The organism is Blastococcus deserti (assembly GCF_042682525.1).
In the GTDB taxonomy this organism is placed as follows: Bacteria; Actinomycetota; Actinomycetes; order Mycobacteriales; family Geodermatophilaceae; genus Blastococcus_B; species Blastococcus_B deserti.
The window spans coordinates 123,350-138,453 of sequence record NZ_JBHUHP010000009.1 but is presented as its reverse complement, the minus strand read 5'-3'; the positions used below and the strand labels follow the sequence as shown (position 1 = coordinate 138,453).

The 15,104-nt window shown below is 75.0% G+C and carries 18 protein-coding genes; 11 read left to right on the top strand and 7 right to left on the bottom strand.

The window, feature by feature from the left end; all coding sequences use genetic code 11:
- Positions 1–152: 152 nt before the first annotated feature.
- Both ACFSHS_RS08655 and ACFSHS_RS08650 read left to right on the top strand, forming a co-directional pair.
- On the top strand, positions 153–773 hold the full coding sequence (locus tag ACFSHS_RS08655; protein ID WP_376874125.1) for a PAS and ANTAR domain-containing protein: 621 nt from the start codon (positions 153–155) through the stop codon (positions 771–773).
- 107 nt (positions 774–880) lie between these two features.
- A complete protein-coding gene (locus ACFSHS_RS08650; protein ID WP_376874123.1) occupies positions 881–1,525 on the top strand; it encodes a lysophospholipid acyltransferase family protein in 645 nt (214 codons plus the stop codon).
- 27 nt (positions 1,526–1,552) lie between these two features.
- Here ACFSHS_RS08650 and ACFSHS_RS08645 read toward each other — a convergent pair whose 3' ends face one another.
- Complete coding sequence (locus tag ACFSHS_RS08645; RefSeq protein WP_376874121.1) at positions 1,553–1,942, bottom strand: acyl-CoA thioesterase; 390 nt, start codon at positions 1,940–1,942, stop codon at positions 1,553–1,555.
- Between the two features lie 35 nt (positions 1,943–1,977).
- On the opposite strand from ACFSHS_RS08645, the gene ACFSHS_RS08640 reads away from it, so the two are divergent.
- Both ACFSHS_RS08640 and ACFSHS_RS08635 read left to right on the top strand, forming a co-directional pair.
- A complete protein-coding gene (locus ACFSHS_RS08640) occupies positions 1,978–2,637 on the top strand; it encodes an MSMEG_1061 family FMN-dependent PPOX-type flavoprotein (RefSeq protein ID WP_376874119.1) in 660 nt (219 codons plus the stop codon).
- Between the two features lie 90 nt (positions 2,638–2,727).
- On the top strand, positions 2,728–3,153 hold the full coding sequence (locus ACFSHS_RS08635) for a VOC family protein (protein WP_376874117.1): 426 nt from the start codon (positions 2,728–2,730) through the stop codon (positions 3,151–3,153).
- Positions 3,154–3,208: 55 nt separating this feature from the next.
- Here the strand turns inward: ACFSHS_RS08635 and ACFSHS_RS08630 are convergent, their stop codons facing one another.
- Positions 3,209–3,406, bottom strand: a complete 198-nt coding sequence (locus ACFSHS_RS08630) for a hypothetical protein (protein WP_376874115.1) — start codon at positions 3,404–3,406, stop codon at positions 3,209–3,211.
- 310 nt (positions 3,407–3,716) lie between these two features.
- Between ACFSHS_RS08630 and ACFSHS_RS08625 the strand changes: the two genes are divergently transcribed.
- On the top strand, positions 3,717–4,109 hold the full coding sequence (locus tag ACFSHS_RS08625) for a type II toxin-antitoxin system PemK/MazF family toxin (RefSeq protein ID WP_376874113.1): 393 nt from the start codon (positions 3,717–3,719) through the stop codon (positions 4,107–4,109).
- Between the two features lie 12 nt (positions 4,110–4,121).
- Here ACFSHS_RS08625 and ACFSHS_RS08620 read toward each other — a convergent pair whose 3' ends face one another.
- From ACFSHS_RS08620 to ACFSHS_RS08610, 3 genes are all read right to left on the bottom strand, one after another.
- Positions 4,122–4,556 (bottom strand): hypothetical protein, encoded by a 435-nt coding sequence (locus ACFSHS_RS08620; RefSeq protein WP_376874111.1) that lies wholly within the window; start codon positions 4,554–4,556, stop codon positions 4,122–4,124.
- A complete protein-coding gene (locus ACFSHS_RS08615) occupies positions 4,549–5,145 on the bottom strand; it encodes a TetR/AcrR family transcriptional regulator (protein WP_376874109.1) in 597 nt (198 codons plus the stop codon). The genes ACFSHS_RS08620 and ACFSHS_RS08615 overlap by 8 nt, the downstream gene beginning before the upstream one ends.
- A gap of 270 nt (positions 5,146–5,415) precedes the next feature.
- On the bottom strand, positions 5,416–5,700 hold the full coding sequence (locus tag ACFSHS_RS08610) for a hypothetical protein (RefSeq protein WP_376874107.1): 285 nt from the start codon (positions 5,698–5,700) through the stop codon (positions 5,416–5,418).
- A gap of 209 nt (positions 5,701–5,909) precedes the next feature.
- Here ACFSHS_RS08610 and cobC point away from each other — a divergent pair, with 209 nt between their 5' ends.
- From cobC to cobA, 3 genes are read left to right on the top strand one after another with little or no spacing between them, the layout of a single operon-like run.
- Positions 5,910–7,001: an Rv2231c family pyridoxal phosphate-dependent protein CobC gene (gene cobC / locus ACFSHS_RS08605; RefSeq protein ID WP_376874105.1), complete on the top strand. Its 1,092-nt coding sequence runs from the start codon at positions 5,910–5,912 to the stop codon at positions 6,999–7,001.
- Positions 6,998–8,089 carry a nicotinate-nucleotide--dimethylbenzimidazole phosphoribosyltransferase gene (gene cobT / locus ACFSHS_RS08600; protein ID WP_376875163.1) on the top strand — a complete coding sequence of 364 codons (1,092 nt, stop codon included), beginning with the start codon at positions 6,998–7,000 and terminating at the stop codon, positions 8,087–8,089. Before cobC ends, cobT begins: the two co-directional genes overlap by 4 nt.
- On the top strand, positions 8,089–9,369 hold the full coding sequence (gene cobA / locus ACFSHS_RS08595) for a uroporphyrinogen-III C-methyltransferase (RefSeq protein ID WP_376874103.1): 1,281 nt from the start codon (positions 8,089–8,091) through the stop codon (positions 9,367–9,369). Before cobT ends, cobA begins: the two co-directional genes overlap by 1 nt.
- A gap of 154 nt (positions 9,370–9,523) precedes the next feature.
- On the opposite strand, the gene ygiD is transcribed toward cobA, so the two are convergent.
- Together ygiD and ACFSHS_RS08585 are read right to left on the bottom strand one after the other, a co-directional pair.
- Positions 9,524–10,366: a 4,5-DOPA-extradiol-dioxygenase gene (gene ygiD / locus ACFSHS_RS08590; protein WP_376874101.1), complete on the bottom strand. Its 843-nt coding sequence runs from the start codon at positions 10,364–10,366 to the stop codon at positions 9,524–9,526.
- 102 nt (positions 10,367–10,468) lie between these two features.
- The gene (locus tag ACFSHS_RS08585) at positions 10,469–11,179 is read right to left on the bottom strand and encodes an iron reductase (protein WP_376874099.1); all 711 of its coding nucleotides are present in this window, start codon (positions 11,177–11,179) and stop codon (positions 10,469–10,471) included.
- A 158-nt stretch (positions 11,180–11,337) separates the two neighbouring features.
- Between ACFSHS_RS08585 and acs the strand changes: the two genes are divergently transcribed.
- From acs to ACFSHS_RS08570, 3 genes are all read left to right on the top strand, one after another.
- Positions 11,338–13,308 carry an acetate--CoA ligase gene (acs, locus tag ACFSHS_RS08580; protein ID WP_376874097.1) on the top strand — a complete coding sequence of 657 codons (1,971 nt, stop codon included), beginning with the start codon at positions 11,338–11,340 and terminating at the stop codon, positions 13,306–13,308.
- A 294-nt stretch (positions 13,309–13,602) separates the two neighbouring features.
- Entirely contained in the window at positions 13,603–14,103 is a 501-nt protein-coding gene (locus ACFSHS_RS08575) for a phage holin family protein (RefSeq protein ID WP_376874095.1), read from the top strand.
- Positions 14,104–14,153: 50 nt separating this feature from the next.
- Complete coding sequence (locus tag ACFSHS_RS08570) at positions 14,154–15,086, top strand: alpha/beta fold hydrolase (protein WP_376874093.1); 933 nt, start codon at positions 14,154–14,156, stop codon at positions 15,084–15,086.
- Positions 15,087–15,104 lie beyond the last annotated feature (18 nt).

Below are 15,104 nucleotides of genomic sequence, written 5' to 3'. Positions count from 1 at the left end.
TCGTCCGGCGCGCTTCTGAGTAGGGGGAAGTCATGTCGTCACCGGCCGTTTCTCGTCAGCGAGTCGTCAGCCGCTCCGCACACGCCGCGCCCGCGCCGCCCCGACCGGTCGCCGCCCGCCCGGCGCCCGAACCGCCACGACCACCCGAGCCCATGGCCGGCCGCTACCGCTACGACCGCCTCAGTGGCGGCTGGTGGTGGTCGCCGGAGATGTTCACGGTGCACGGCCTGCCCGCCACGTCGGCCCAGTCGGCCGCCGAGGACCTCCTCGGGCAGCAGAAGGCCGAGGACCGCACCCGCATCCTCGAGGCCGTCGCCCGGGCCTGCACCGACGGCCGCGCCTTCGCCCTCGAGAGCCGGATCCTCCGCGCCGACGGTGCGGAGCGGACCGTCGTCCTGGTGGGTGAACCGGTGCGCGGTGGGGACGGGGACGTCGCCGCCGTCGAGGGCATGTGCATCGACATCACCGAGTGCCGCCCGCCCGGCTCCGACGTGGAGCGGGCGCAGGCGCTCGAGGCCGAGGTGGGGCAGCTGCGCGCCGCCATGGCCAGCCGGGCGGCGATCGAGCAGGCCAAGGGCATCCTCATGCTCCTGACCAGTTGCGGCGACCAGGTGGCCTTCGACCTGCTGGCCCACATCTCCAGCCACACGCACCGGAAGGTGCGCGACATCGCCGAGGTCATCACCCGCTCGGCGGCCGGGCAGACCCGACTGCCCGACGACGTCCGCGCGATCATCCGGGACGCGTGCCCGCCGACCCAGCCGCTGCGGTGAGCACGGCCTGAGTCCCGGCTCCTCCGGGCCGTTGGGGAGAATGCGCGGACCACCTGCCGACATCCCGTCGACGGCGTGCACCCACGAGCCCCGGAGGACAGCGCGGCGTGGTCTACCTCATCTCCCGGCTCATCCTGCGCCCTCTGTTCCTGCTCCTGTTCCGCCCGCACGTGGTGGGGCGGGAGAACGTGCCCGCCACCGGCGCCTTCATCATCGCCAGCAACCACCTGTCCTTCATCGACAGCATGATCATCCCGCTCATGGCGCCCCGCCGGGTGGGCTATCTGGCGAAGGCGGAGTACTTCACCGGGTCCGGCGTGCGCGGCTGGCTCACGCGGACGTGGTTCACGGCCCTGGGGGCACTGCCGGTCGAGCGGCAGACCCATCGCGCCGCCCAGGAGGCGCTCGACACGGCGATGACCGTCCTGCGCGCCGGCGGCGGCTTCGGCATCTACCCGGAGGGCACCCGTTCGCGGGACGGCCGGCTGGCGCGGGGCAAGACCGGGGTCGCCTGGCTGGCGCTCACCGCCGACTGCCCCGTCGTGCCGGTGGGCCTCATCGGGACCGACCGGATCCAGCCGGTGGGGGCCAAGTGGCCGCGGCCGCACCGCTGCACCGTGGTCTTCGGCAAGCCGTTGACCTTTCCGGAGTACCGCGGCAAGGCGGGGAGCAACCGCGCGCGGCGCGAGGTGACGGACACGATCATGGCGGCCATCGCCGAGCTCTCGGGGCAGGAGAAGGCGGGCTGGTGAGCTCTGCGCCCGACCGGGGACCCGTGCTCAGTCCCCGGTGAGGAGCGCCCGCACGTCGTCGGGCCAGGGCGCCGGCACGCCGTCCACCGTGCAGACGTAGGTCGTACGGACGACGCAGCACCGCCGGTCGCCGACGCGGATGGTGAAGCCGACGGTGATGCTGGTGCGCCCCAGCTTCTCCAGGTCGGCGTCCACGTCCACCGTGTCGCCCCAGCGTGCCGACGACCGCCACTCGAGGCTGCTGGCCACGACGAGGTAGTCGACGCCCCCGGCGTTGAGGTCGGGCCAGCGGACGCCGAGGGCATCCCACCAGGTGTTCACCGCCTCGTCGGCCCACACGAGGTAGTGGGCGTTGAAGGCGATGCCCTGCTGGTCGCACTCCACGTACCGGACCGGCGAGCTCCAGACCTGTGGCACGAGGTGCGACGCTAGCGGGCGGCTACCGTCGGTGCGTGGATCCCGTCGCCGCCAGCGGCCGCGCCGCCGCGCCCGCTCGCCCCGCACCCCTGCCCGCGGCGCCTCCCGCGGCGGAGGTGCTGGCCGGCTACCACGCCCCCGGCCGGCGCGTGCTGGACAAGGTGATCCACCACCTCGACCACCACTGCACCGCCTTCATCGGGCTCTCGCCGTTCTGCACGCTCGCCACCGCCTCGCCCGAGGGGTGGCCCGAGGTCTCGCCCCGCGGCGGCGAGCCCGGCTTCGTCCGGGTCCTCGACGGCGGCCGGCTGGCATTGCCCGACCGGCAGGGCAACAACCGGGTCGACAGCCTGCGCAATCTCGCCGTCAACCCGCGGGCCGCGCTGATGTTCGTCGTCCCGGGCATCGACGAGACGCTCCGCGTGTACGGGAGGACCAGCCTGCTGCCCGCCGACTCCCTGGGCATCGACCTGACGGAGTTCGGCAGGAAGCCGCTGTCGGTGCTGGTGCTGGAGGTCGAGCGGGCCTACTTCCAGTGCTCCAAGGCGGTCATGCGCTCGGGGCTGTGGAACCTCGAGAGCCGGGTGCCGCGGTCGGTCTTCCCGCCCCTTTCGCAGGTGCTGCGGGACCACTGCCGCGACGACACGGTCCCGGACGAGGCGACCCTCCGCGCCGGGCTCGCGGCGGAGCTCTGACGACGGACCCCGTCCTCCTCACCACTCGCGGGTTCGCGGCGGGCCTCCGGACGGGGCCGATCGTCGGTGGCCTGCCCTAGCGTCCGGACCATGGCATTCGACTTCCAGGTCACGATCGACTGCTCGGCCCCGCACGAGCTCGCCGACTGGTGGGCCGAGGCGCTCGGCTGGCGGGTCGAGCCCCAGGACGAGTCGTTCATCCTGAAGATGATCGAGGTCGGCGCCGCGTCGGACGCGGACACGACCCGGCACCGCGGCGCGCTCGTGTGGAAGGACGGCGCCGCGATCACCTCGCCGGACCCCGGCCGGCCCCGGGTGCTCTTCCAGCGGGCGGCCGAGCCGAAGACGGTCAAGAACCGCGTGCACCTCGACGTGCGCGTGGGGGCGGACCGGCGGGAGGCCGAGGTCGCCCGGCTGGTGGCGCTCGGTGCCACCGAGCTGTGGCGCGCCTCCCAGGGACCGCACGAGTGGGCCACGCTCGCCGACCCGGAGGGCAACGAGTTCTGCGTGGCCTGACCGAGGACCCTCCTCCCCGTCCCGCGCAGGAGAGGGACGGCGCCCGCGAGGGGCGTCAGCCCGCGCGCAGGTCCCGGAGCAGCTTCCGGTCGGCCACCACGCGTTCGGCGAGCAGCCGCGCCCGCGTGCGGCGGTGGCGCCGGCCGCTGCCGTGGTAGCGGGCGTCCTCGACGAGCTGGAAGGCCGCGAGGACGCTGGCCTGCACGTCACGGGCCCGAGGAACCGCTGGTCGCGCCGGTTCGGCCGTCGTCATGGGAGCCCCCTTCTCCCGGGGTGTCCCCGCCCGTGACGACCCCGTGCGGCCAGCTGTGCCCGACCACCGGCGACCTCAACCCCCTCCGTGACCAATTGGTGCCGATGTGTCACACGTGACAGTCGGGGCGCTGCGGCGACGCCGGCGCCCCGCCACGTACGGTGCCGGGATGCCGCGCGACGGACGCCTCCTCGGGCTGGCCGGCCGGATCGCGGAACGGGTCCACCGCGCCGTGTCCCCGGCGGGGTGGGCACGATCCCGTCCGCCCTCCTCGTCCGGACGCCCGGCGCCCGCCGGGCCGCCGGAGCCCGTGTCGATCTCCGCCGACCTGGCGTACGGCCCTCGCGACGACGGCCGGCCCGACCCCGGCGAGATCGTCTGGGCCTGGGTGCCCTACGACGAGGGCGACGGCCGCGGCAAGGACCGCCCCGTGCTGGTCGTCGGCCGTCGCGGCGAGGAGCTCCTCGGGCTGATGCTCACCAGCAAGGACCACGACCGCGATGCCGCGGACGAGGCGCGCCGTGGCCGGGTCTGGACCGACATCGGCACAGGCGCCTGGGACCGCCGCCGCCGGCCGAGCGAGGTCCGGCTCGACCGGCTGCTCGTCCTCGACCCGTCGTCGGTCCGCCGTGAGGGCGCCGCGGTGGACCGCCCCCTGTTCGACCGCGTCGTCGGCGCGGCACGGCGCGTCCAGGGCTGGTGAGTCCGCCCGGCCTCAGACAGCCGGCTGCGTGCCGTGCAGCCGGCGCTTGGCGACGGCGATCGGCAGCTGGCCGACGAGGGCGGGAACCAGCCAGAAGACCGGGTTGCCGGTTCCCGCGACGAGGGCTCCGGTCGTGAGGGCGATGTAGGAACCACCGAGGAGATGCGGCTGCCAGGTGCGCCAGTCGCGCCACCCGCGGCGGCGGGCGGTCGCGCCGGCGACCGCCAGCGCCGCGGTGATCACCCCGAACGGCAGGAGCCACCAGAGGCCGGGGGCCGTGACGGCCAGGTAGGCCGAGGTCAGTGCGACGGCCGCGACGGCGAGCTGGTACGCCCAGGCGGCGGCGCGGTCGGGGAGGCCGCGGACGCGCAGGCCCAGCCATACCGGCCCGAGCACGAGGCCCGCGGTGCCGGCGAGGACGTGGAAGAGGAGCACGGCGTCACGCATCGCCGGTACCCCCGGACGGCGAGCCGAAGAGCATGCCCGCCGCGCGCCGGGCCAGGTCCAGCAGCGCCTCCCGGCCCGGTGGTGGAGCGAGCCCCGCGCCGGAGAGGTTGCCCGTGGCGGCGAGGGTGGCCAGACCGTGGACCAGCGACCACGCCGCGACGACGGCTGCCCGCGCGTCCTCGACCCTGCCCTGGGCGGCGAGCGACTCCACACCCGCGGACAGGACGCCGAACGTCCGCGCCCGTGCCGCGACCAGCTCGGGGTCCTCCCCGTCGAGGGCGTCGGGTGTGAACATCACCGCGAAGTGGCCCGGATGGTCGTGGGCGAAGCCGACGTAGGCCACGCCGGCCTCGAGGAAGCTCGTGGCGGTGGCCTCCTCCAGCGCGGCGGCCAGCAGTCGGTGCCCCTCGGCGGCCAGGGCCGTCAGCAACCCGGTCCGCGAGGCGAAGTGGTGGCGGTGCGCTGCGTGGGAGACCCCCGCCGCGCGGGCGAGCGCGCGCACGGAGACCTCCCCCACGCCGGACTCCGCGACCACCTGCGCGGTGGCGCGCAGCAACGTCGTCCTCAGATCTGCGTCCGCGCTGGGCATGCAGTCATCTTGCCAGTGGCAACTTGCCACTGGCAAGGGCGCGGCGGCATCCGCCGGTCCGGCGGAAGGGATCAGAGGGGCGTCTGCTGACCGAGCAGGCACTCCCCTGGCCGCGGCCCGGCAACAGGCGGCAGAACTCGGCCGCGTCCGGCTGGAGCTCCCGCCCCGACCGTGTCCCGCCGCCGCTGCCGACGGTCCGACGGCACCGTCCCGGTCATGCCGGGAGGTGTCCTCCCCGCACCGCGAGGACGTCGACGGGACGTTGCGCGGTCAGTCGGCGATCGACTCGTCCCGGGCCGGCCTGCGGACCGGCGGGCGCAGGTTGTAGACGCCCACGCCGTCGGTGAGCGGCTCGAGGTCGTAGCGGTGGACGACCTTGGGCCCGTCGTGGAGGTGGACGTGCGTCACCGTCGGCAGCGGCTCCCCGTGCCGCGCCGCGCGGATCTCCACCCGCCCGTCGAGGGGGCCGCCGACGAAGAGGAGCACGGAGTCGTCCGCGCCCGTCCCGGTCCCGGCCGTCACGTCCTCGGACAGTTCCGCCTCCCTGGGGTCCACCGGGCGCACTCCTCCGGGTGGCCCGGCCAGCAAGGGTAGGCGCGTGCGGCGCCTCCGGTCAGCGGGTGACCCTGTCCGGGTGACCCGTGGAGGGCGGCACACCTCCGGACCGGACCGGCGGCGCCGCGAGGACCCACGCCTCGACGAAGGCCCGCGTGGACGGCGTGGTGTCATGTGCGCCGGCCGGAACGACCCGGGAGGAGGGGCCGGTGACCGCTCGCCCCGCCACGCCGGAGGCACCCGCGCCGGACGGGTCCGCCGTCGACCTGCGCCACCACGGGGATGCCGAGCTGGCGCCCGGACTGGTCGATCTCGCCGTCAACGTGCGGGCCGGCGCGCCGCCGGCGTGGCTGCGGGCAGTCCTGCACGAGGCCCTGGACGACAGCGCCGGCTATCCCGACGCCGGCCCGGCGCGGTCCGCCGTCGCCGCGGCGCACGGCCGCGACCCGTCGGAGGTGCTGCTGACCGCCGGTGCCGCCGAGGCCTTCACCCTCCTGGCCAGGGCCGTGCAGCCGCGCCGCGCCGTCGTCGTCCACCCGTCGTTCACCGAGCCCGAGGCGGCGCTCCGGGCGGCGGGCCACCCGGTCACGCGGCTGCACCTGCGGGCCGCCGACGGGTACCGCCTCGAGCCCGGCGACGTGTCCCAGGACGCCGATCTCGTGGTGGTCGGGAACCCGACCAACCCCACCTCGGTGCTGCACCCGGCCCGGTCGCTGGCCGCTCTCGCCCGCCCCGGCCGGGTGCTGCTGGTGGACGAGGCCTTCGCCGACACGGTGCCCGGCGAGCCGGAGTCGCTCTCCGGGCGGACGGACCTGCCCGGGCTGGTGGTGGTGCGCAGCCTGACGAAGACCTGGGGCCTGGCGGGGCTCCGCGTCGGGTACGCGCTGGGGCCCGCCGGACTCGTGGCGGGCATGGCGGCGCAGCAACCGCACTGGCCGGTGTCGACCCCGGCGCTGGCGGCACTGGCCGCCTGCACCACGCCGGCGGCACGGGCCGAGGCCGACGCGGCGGCCCGGGCACTGGAGGAGCACCGGTCCGCCCTGGTCGAGGCCCTCCCGCCGCAGGTGGAGGTCCTGGGCCGGCCGCGCTCCTCGTTCGTGCTGCTCCGCGTCCCCGACGGCGAGCGGGTGCGCCGAATCCTGCGCGAGCGGGGCTGGGCGGTCCGGCGCGGCGACACCTTCCCCGGCCTCTCCCGCGACCACCTCCGGGTCGCGGTCCGTGATCCGGAGACCTCCCGTGCGTTCGCCGCCGCGCTCACTGGGATCCTGTCCGCAGACCCCGCTGCCGAGGAGACGCGCTGAGCACCGACCCGAACCCCTTCGCCGGCACCCTGCTGGGCGAGACGATCGCCGCCATCGTGCCCCGGGACGCCGCGGCGGAGCGCGCCGCCCGCGAGCGGCTGGACCGGATGACCAAGCCCCCCGGCTCGCTGGGCGTGCTCGAGGACGTCGCCGCGCAGCTCGCCGGGATCGCCGGCACCTGCCCGGCGCCGCTGCCGGTGCCCGCGGTGGTCGCCGTCTTCGCCGGGGACCACGGCGTCCACGCCCAGGGCGTCACCCGCTGGCCGCAGGAGGTGACCGCCCAGATGGTGGCGAACTTCCTGGCCGGCGGTGCGGTGGTCAACGCCTTCGCCGCCGAGCTCGGCGTGGAGGTGGTGGTCGTGGACGTCGGGGTGGCGGCGCCGCTGGACCCCGCCGACGGACTGCTGGACCGGAAGGTGCGGCGCGGCACGGCCGACCTCGCCGAGGGTCCGGCCATGACCGTGGACGAGGCACGGCGGGCGGTCGAGGCCGGCATCGAGGTGGCCACCCGCCTGGCCACCGCCTCGCCCTGCCTGATCACCGGTGACATGGGGATCGCGAACACGACGGCGTCGGCCGCGCTGGTCTGCGCCTTCACCGGTGCCGCGCCGGCGGCCGCCACCGGTCGCGGCACCGGCGTCGACGACCCCACGCTCGCGCGCAAGGTCGAGGTGGTCACCCGGGCCGTGGCGCGCGTTCCCGCGCGCCCCACGACGCCGGCCGCGGCGCTGGACGTGCTGGCCGAGGTCGGCGGGCTGGAGCACGCCGCCCTGGCCGGGTTCGTGCTGGGTGCGGCCGCGGCGCGCGTGCCCGTGCTGCTCGACGGGGTGATCGCCGGCTCGGCCGCCCTCGTGGCGGCCGGGCTGTGCCCGACGGCGGTGCAGTACGCCCTGGCCGGGCACAGCTCCGCCGAGCCGGGCCACGCGCTCGCCCTGCAGAGCCTGGGGCTGCGCCCCCTCCTCGGCCTCGACCTCCGGCTCGGCGAGGGCACCGGCGCCCTCCTGTCCCTCCCCCTGGTGTCCAGCGCGGCACGGGCGCTGCGCGACGTCGCCACGTTCGACGCCGCCGGCGTCACCGAGAAGGCCTGATGGACGCCCCTCCGGCCGAGGCCGGGAGCGGGGCCGTCTACCCGGTCGGCCTGCGACTGCTCGACCGGCGCGTCGTCGTGGTGGGCGGCGGGCAGGTGGCGCACCGGCGGGTGGCCGGCCTGCTCGAGGCACGCGCGCGGGTCACGGTCGTCTCGCCGGAGGTCACGCCGGCGCTGGAGGCGCTCGTCGAGCCCGGGTCGCTGACCTGGGTGCGCCGACGGTACGAGACCGGCGACCTGGCGGGCGCCTGGTACGCGGTGGCCGCCACCGACGACCCCGCGGTCAACGCCTCCGTCGCCGCGGAGGCCGAGCAGCTGCGGATCTTCTGCGCCCGGGCCGACGACCGGGCGGCCTCCAGCGTGTGGACGCCGGCGGTCGGGCGGCACGGCGAACTCGTGGTCGGCGTGCACGGGGGCGGCGATCCCCAGCGCGCGATCGGCGTCCGGGACGCCGTGGTGACCGGCCTCACCGAGGGCAGCATCACCGACCGCGCCTCGCGCACCCCGGCGGGCACCCGCGCGGGGAGCGTCGTCCTCGTCGGCGGCGGGCCCGGCGACCCCGGGCTGATCACCGTCCGGGGCCGGCAGGCCGTCGCGCAGGCCGACGTGGTCGTGGCCGACCACCTGGCGCCGCTGTCGCTGCTGGAGTCGCTGCCCGCCGACGTCGAGGTCATCGATGCCTCCAAGCTGCCCCGGGGGCGCTCCATGGCCCAGGAGCAGATCAACGCCCTGCTGGTGGAGCACGCGCGGGCCGGGCGCCGCGTCGTGCGGCTCAAGGGCGGCGACCCGTTCGTCTTCGGCCGCGGCATGGAGGAGCTCGAGGCGTGCGTGGCCGCCGGCGTGCCGGTCGAGGTGGTCCCGGGCGTCACCAGCGCGATCGCGGTGCCGGCCCTCGCCGGCATCCCGGTCACGCACCGCGGCCTGACCCACGAGTTCGTCGTCGTGTCGGGGCACCTGCCGCCCGGTCATCCGCAGTCCCTGGTCGACTGGGCGGCGATCGCCCGGCTGCGGGGCACCGTCGTCGTCCTCATGGGGGTGGACACCGCACCGGCGATCGCGGCCGCCCTGGTCGACCACGGCCGGGCGCCGGAGACCCCGGTCGCCGTGGTCACCGACGGGTCGACGGCGACGCAGCGCACGGTCCGCACGACGCTCGCCGGGCTCCCCCGGGCAGTCGTCGACGAGGGCATCCGGCCACCGGCGGTCTGGGTGGTCGGCGCCGTCGTCGGCCTCAACGGACCGCACGACGTCCCTCCGCCGGATGACAGCGACCTCGACTGACCGCCGGAGCACTGCACGCGATCGATCGCCCGGTGCTCTACCCCCTCACGGCGCCGGGCGTGCTCGGGTCAGCGATCGCGCACGTCGTCGTCGGCCGGCCACTGCTGCGGTGGGCCCTGCTGGCTTCGCCGGTGGAACGCCGTGACGCGGGCCCTCAGATGTTCGCGCCGTCCGGCGGTGGCCCCTCGGGCAGCGGGGCGGCGAACCCCGACCCGGAGGGCACGGGCGGGTTCATGCCCACGGTGTAGGCCGTCATCGACAGCGAGCCGTACGCGTAGCCGTCCACGAGCACCTCGGCCGGCGTGTCCGTCGCTGCCGCGACCCCGGCGACGTAGAGCAACGGCAGGAAGTGGTCGGGCGTCGGGACGGCGAGGTCGTAGTCGCGGTGCCCGTCGAGCCGGCCGACCTCCGTGGGGTCGGTCAGCATCACCTCCTTGGCACCCTGGTCGAAGCGCTGCGCCCAGTCGAAGCCGGAGTCGGGCAGCGCGCGGCTGACACCGCCGAGGTTGTGCACCACGTTGCCGCTGCCGATCACCAGCACGCCGTCCTTCCGCAACGGGGCCAGCGCCGCGCCGAGCTGGAGGTGGTAGTCGAACGGCTTGAGCGCGTTGATGGACAGCTGGACGACCGGGATGTCGGCGTCCGGGAAGGCGTGCAGGAGCACCGACCACGCCCCGTGGTCGATGCCCCAGCTGTCGAGGTCGGCGCCGACCCACGTCGGGTGCACCACGTCGGCCACCTGCTCGTACAGCTCGGGCAGACCGGGCGGCCGGTAGTCGACCCGGAAGAGCTCCGGCGGGAAACCGAAGAAGTCGTGGATGGTCCGCGGCCGCGGCATGGCCGTGACGGCGGTGGCGTGCACGTACCAGTGCGCGGAGACGACCAGGACCGCCCGCGGCCGCGGAACAGCCTGACCGAACGCCCGCCAGGCCTCGGTGTACCGGTTCTTCTCGAGCGCGTTCATCGGGTTGCCGTGACCGAAGAACGCTGCAGGCATGACGGGCATGCGGCTCCCCCTGTCGTCGAGCACTGTGACGATCATCACCCCCGGCGCGCCGATAGGCGAGAGAACGACACCGCCCGGTTCAGCCCCCGCGACTCACCCGCGCGATGCCACGGTCTCCAGCAGGCGCAGACGCTCGGCGGGAGGACGGCGGGGGCAGGAGATGCACACCGGCCCGCCCGGCACCCGGCAGAGGAGGCAGCAGGAGGCCCGCCGCACGAACCGGACGCCTCGCACCTCCTCGTACCGGGGCATCGGCAGCGGCGGGCCCACAGCCGCCGCCAGCGGCGCGGCGAGGGCCGTCGCCGCGGGGACGTCCCGCACGGCCCGCCCGAGCGCGAGCAGCCGGTTGGCCAGCGCGTCGGTCGCGATCGCCCACAGCGGGCGCTCCCGCATGCCGCCCGCCTCCGCCACCGCCGCCACGACGGCGGCCAGGGTCTGCCGCAGATCCGCGGCCAGGTCGCCCGAGCCGGGTCCGGCCGCCACCGCGGCGACCGGGGAGGCTCCCCGCAGCACCGAGACCTCGAGGTCCGGGAGGCGGGCGGACAACGGGACGCCGGTCACCAGCCCGGCGAGCGGCGGGGTGAGCAGCACCGACGACACCGAGTACCACCAGACGGTCGCCAGCACCCGCCGGTCCCCGGTGCGCTGCCCCGGCGCGCGGAGGGCGAGGACCTCGGCCGTCCACGTCGGGTCGGCCAGGCGCACGGCCGGGAAGGAGGCGGCGGACGCCGGGGCGCGCAGGCCCAGCCCACCGGCGTCCGCCAGCCGGGCCACGACGGCGACCTGGCCTTCCGGGGCGGTCATGCCGGCAGTGTGACCGGCGCTCGTGCCGCCCGGACGCCCGGCCCCTCTCGCTACGCACCGGTAGGAGGAGACGCGGACCACACTGACCCCATACGGTGTGGTCCGAGCCACGTTGCGTCGCCCGTCACCCGCGCGGCGCCGGACACCGGAGGTACGGCATGAGCGAGACGAGTCAGGCGACCGAGGCCCGGACGTTCAGCCCGCCTGAGCAGCTCGCCGCCCACGCGAACGTCGGCCCCGAGATCTACGACGAGGCCGCCGCCGACCGGCTGGCGTTCTGGGCGAAGGCGGCGCGCAGGCTGACCTGGACGCAGGAGTGGGACGAGGTCCTCGACTGGAGCAACCCGCCCTTCGCGAAGTGGTTCGCCGGCGGGAAACTCAACGTCGCCTACAACTGCGTCGACCGGCACGTCGAGGACGGGCACGGCGACCAGGTCGCCTACCACTGGGAGGGCGAGCCGGGCGACACCCGCACGATCACCTACGCCCAGCTCAAGGACGAGGTCTGCAAGGCCGCCAACGCGCTCACCGAGCTCGGCGTCCGGGCCGGTGACCGGGTCGCCATCTACATGCCGATGATCCCGGAAGCCGTGATCGCGATGCTGGCCTGCGCCCGGATCGGCGCGGTCCACATGGTGGTCTTCGGCGGGTTCTCCGCCGACGCGCTCGCCAGCCGGCTCGACGACTCCGGCGCCGTCCTCGTCATCACCGCCGACGGCGGCTACCGCCGCGGGGCGCCCAGTGCCCTGAAGCCGGCCGTCGACGACGCCGTGGGGCGCAGCTCCGGAGTCCGCAACGTCCTCGTGGTCAAGCGCACCGAGCAGGACGTCGAGTGGACCGAGGGGCGCGACCTCTGGTGGGACGACGTCGTGGGGCGTCAGTCCACCGAGCACGAGCCGGAATCCTTCGACGCCGAGCACCCGCTCTACATCATGTACACCTCGGGGACGACGGCGAAGCCGAAGGGCATCCTGCACACCAGCGGCGGCTACCTGACCCAGGTCAGCTTCACGCACTGGGCGAGCTTCGACCTCAAGGCCGACGACGACGTCTTCTGGACCGCGGCCGACGTCGGCTGGGTCACCGGCCACAGCTACATCGTGTACGGGCCGCTCTCGAACCGGGCCACCTCCGTCATGTACGAGGGGACGCCGGAGACGCCGCACCGCGGGCGCTGGTTCGAGCTGATCCAGAAGTACGGCGTGACGATCCTCTACACCGCGCCGACGGTGATCCGGACCTTCATGAAGTGGGGCGAGGACATCCCGGCCGGCTTCGACCTGACGACCCTGCGGGTCCTCGGGTCGGTCGGCGAGCCGATCAACCCCGAGGCCTGGCTCTGGTACCACAAGAACATCGGGGGCGGCCGCTGCCCGATCGTCGACACCTGGTGGCAGACCGAGACCGGCGGTCACATGATCAACCCGCTGCCGGGCGTCACCACCCTCGTGCCCGGATCGGCCCAGGCCCCCTTCCCCGGGATCTCGGCCAAGGTCGTCGACGACGAGGGCAACGAGCTCGGCGACGACTCCACCGGCCTGCTGGTGATCACCGACCCGTGGCCCTCGATGCTGCGGACCATCTGGGGCGACGACCAGCGCTACGTCGACACCTACTGGTCGCGGTTCGCGGAGAAGGGCTTCTACTTCGCCGGTGACGGCGCCAAGAAGGACGCCGACGGCAACATCTGGCTGCTCGGCCGGGTGGACGACGTCATGAACGTGTCGGGCCACCGCATCTCCACGACCGAGGTGGAGTCCTCGCTCGTCGCGCACCCGGCCGTAGCCGAGGCGGCGGTGGTCGGTGCCAGCGACCCCACGACGGGTCAGGGCATCGTCGCGTTCGTCATCCTCCGCGGGAGCGCCGAGCAGCAGGGGGAAGGGGCCTCCGGCGACGACCTGGTGCAGACGCTGCGCAACCACGTCGCGCGCGACATCGGGCCGATCGCCAAGCCGCGGCAGATCATGGTCGTGCAGGAGCTGCCCAAGACCCGCTCCGGGAAGATCATGCGCCGGCTGCTGCGCGACATCGCCGAGAACCGCGAGCTCGGCGACGTCACCACGCTGACCGATTCCTCGGTCATGAACATGATCAAGGAGAAGTTGCCGGCCGCCCCCTCGGAGGACTGAAAAACACCCCTTGCCCCCCGCCGCTCGCCGGCTCGCGACGGGCCCTGCAAGGGGCCGTCCTCCTCATCCCTCGCACGCTCGGGCCGAGCCTCGGGACGAGGTCAACGGCCCGGACGGGTTCCGGAAGGCTGTGGACGGGTTCCGGAAGGCTGTGGAGGTGGACCGCCGGGTGCCGGACGCCGCACCCGGCGGTCTCCCTTCGGGGGACGCGGAGGCGCGCGGTCGGCCGTCGTGCGGCACCATTCCCCTGACCAGCCGTATCGATCGGCACAGCCATCCGAAGGAGGAGCCCCTGTGGCCCACAGCGTGTCACCGGCCCACCTCGACGCGACGGCGGCAGCCGACGAGCCGTCCGTCGGAACGCTCGTCCAGAGCGCCATGGCCGACGTCTCGACCCTGGTCCGCGCCGAGATCGAGCTGGCCAAGGCCGAGATCGGCAGGTCGGCGAAGAAGGCGGGCATCAGCGTCGGGCTGTTCGGGGCCGCGGGGGTGCTGGCGGCCTTCGCCGGGATCTACCTGTTCGTCACCATCGCCGAGGCGCTCACCGCCCTCGGGCTGCCCCGCTGGGTGTCCTACGGCATCGTGACCGTCCTCCTGCTCGTCCTGGCCGGGGTCGCGGCGCTGATCGGCCGGCGGATGCTCAAGAAGATCGAGAAGCCGGAGCGGACCCTGGAGACCCTCTCCGACCTGCCGCAGGTGCTGCACCGTGAGGCGCCCGGTGAGCGTCGCCGCGCCGTTCCGGAGGTCAGCAACGGCCAGGTGAAGCGCGCGGGTACCGCCTCGTACACGCTCTGACCGTCGCCCGTCCCGACGCCCCGGGTTCCTGACCCCGTGACACCCGTTCCGTGACCGTCCCCCCGGACGGCCCGCCGGACGCGACCAGCGTCCTGCTGCCCGGACCGTGGACCCACCGCGACATCTCGGCGAACGGGGTGCGGCTGCACGCCGCCGAGGCGGGCGAGGGCCCCCTGGTCCTGCTGCTGCACGGCTTCCCCCAGTTCTGGTGGACGTGGCGGTCGCAGCTGGTCGGCCTGGCGGCAGCCGGCTTCCACGTGGTCGCCCCCGACCTCCGGGGCTACGGAGCCAGCGACAAGCCGCCCCGGGGGTACGACCTGCCGACGCTGTCGGCCGACGTCGCCGCCCTCGTCCGGGCCCTGGGCGAGCAGGACGCGGTGGTGGTGGGGCACGACTGGGGCGGGCTGCTGGCCTGGACCACGGCGGCCCTGCACCCGCGCAGCGTGCGCCGCCTGGTCGTGCTCTCGATGGCGCACCCCCGCCGGCTGCGGGCGGGCATGGCCGATCCCGCGCAGCGGCGGGCGTCGCGGTACGCCCTGGGCTTCCAGCTCCCCCGGCTGCCCGAGCGGCGGCTCACCCGCGCCGACGACGACCCCGTCGCCGACCTGATGCAGCGGTGGTCGGGGCCGGCCTGGTCGCGCACTCCCGACTTCGCCGAAGCGGTCGACCGCTACCGCTCGGCGAGCCGGATCCCGCAGGCCGCGTACGGCGCCATGGAGTACCACCGCTGGGCGGCGCGGTCGCAGCTGCGCCCCGACGGGCTCCGCTACGCGCGCCGGATGGCCGCCCCGATCAGCGCTCCCACGCTCCAGCTGCACGGCACCCTGGACCGCTGCGTGCTGGTCGACACCGCGCGCGGCTCGGGCCGCTACGTCGCCGGAGCCTACGAGTGGCGGGAGCTGCCGGGCGTCGGCCACTTCCCGCAGGAGGAAGCGCCCGACGAGGTCACCCGCGCGATCGCCGAGTGGAGCAAGGACCCCTAGAAGGACCCCGTCCTCGCA

What these genes read in the sequence shown, in the direction of transcription:
- ACFSHS_RS08655 (WP_376874125.1), top strand. Translation starts at nt 153, where the DNA reads ATGGCCGGCCGCTACCGCTACGACCGCCTCAGTGGCGGCTGGTGGTGG.
- ACFSHS_RS08635 (WP_376874117.1), top strand. Translation starts at nt 2,728, where the DNA reads ATGGCATTCGACTTCCAGGTCACGATCGACTGCTCGGCCCCGCACGAG.
- ACFSHS_RS08630 (WP_376874115.1), bottom strand. Translation starts at nt 3,406, where the DNA reads ATGACGACGGCCGAACCGGCGCGACCAGCGGTTCCTCGGGCCCGTGAC.
- ACFSHS_RS08620 (WP_376874111.1), bottom strand. Translation starts at nt 4,556, where the DNA reads ATGCGTGACGCCGTGCTCCTCTTCCACGTCCTCGCCGGCACCGCGGGC.
- ACFSHS_RS08615 (WP_376874109.1), bottom strand. Translation starts at nt 5,145, where the DNA reads ATGCCCAGCGCGGACGCAGATCTGAGGACGACGTTGCTGCGCGCCACC.
- cobA (WP_376874103.1), top strand. Translation starts at nt 8,089, where the DNA reads ATGGACGCCCCTCCGGCCGAGGCCGGGAGCGGGGCCGTCTACCCGGTC.
- ygiD (WP_376874101.1), bottom strand. Translation starts at nt 10,366, where the DNA reads ATGCCTGCAGCGTTCTTCGGTCACGGCAACCCGATGAACGCGCTCGAG.
- ACFSHS_RS08585 (WP_376874099.1), bottom strand. Translation starts at nt 11,179, where the DNA reads ATGACCGCCCCGGAAGGCCAGGTCGCCGTCGTGGCCCGGCTGGCGGAC.
- acs (WP_376874097.1), top strand. Translation starts at nt 11,338, where the DNA reads ATGAGCGAGACGAGTCAGGCGACCGAGGCCCGGACGTTCAGCCCGCCT.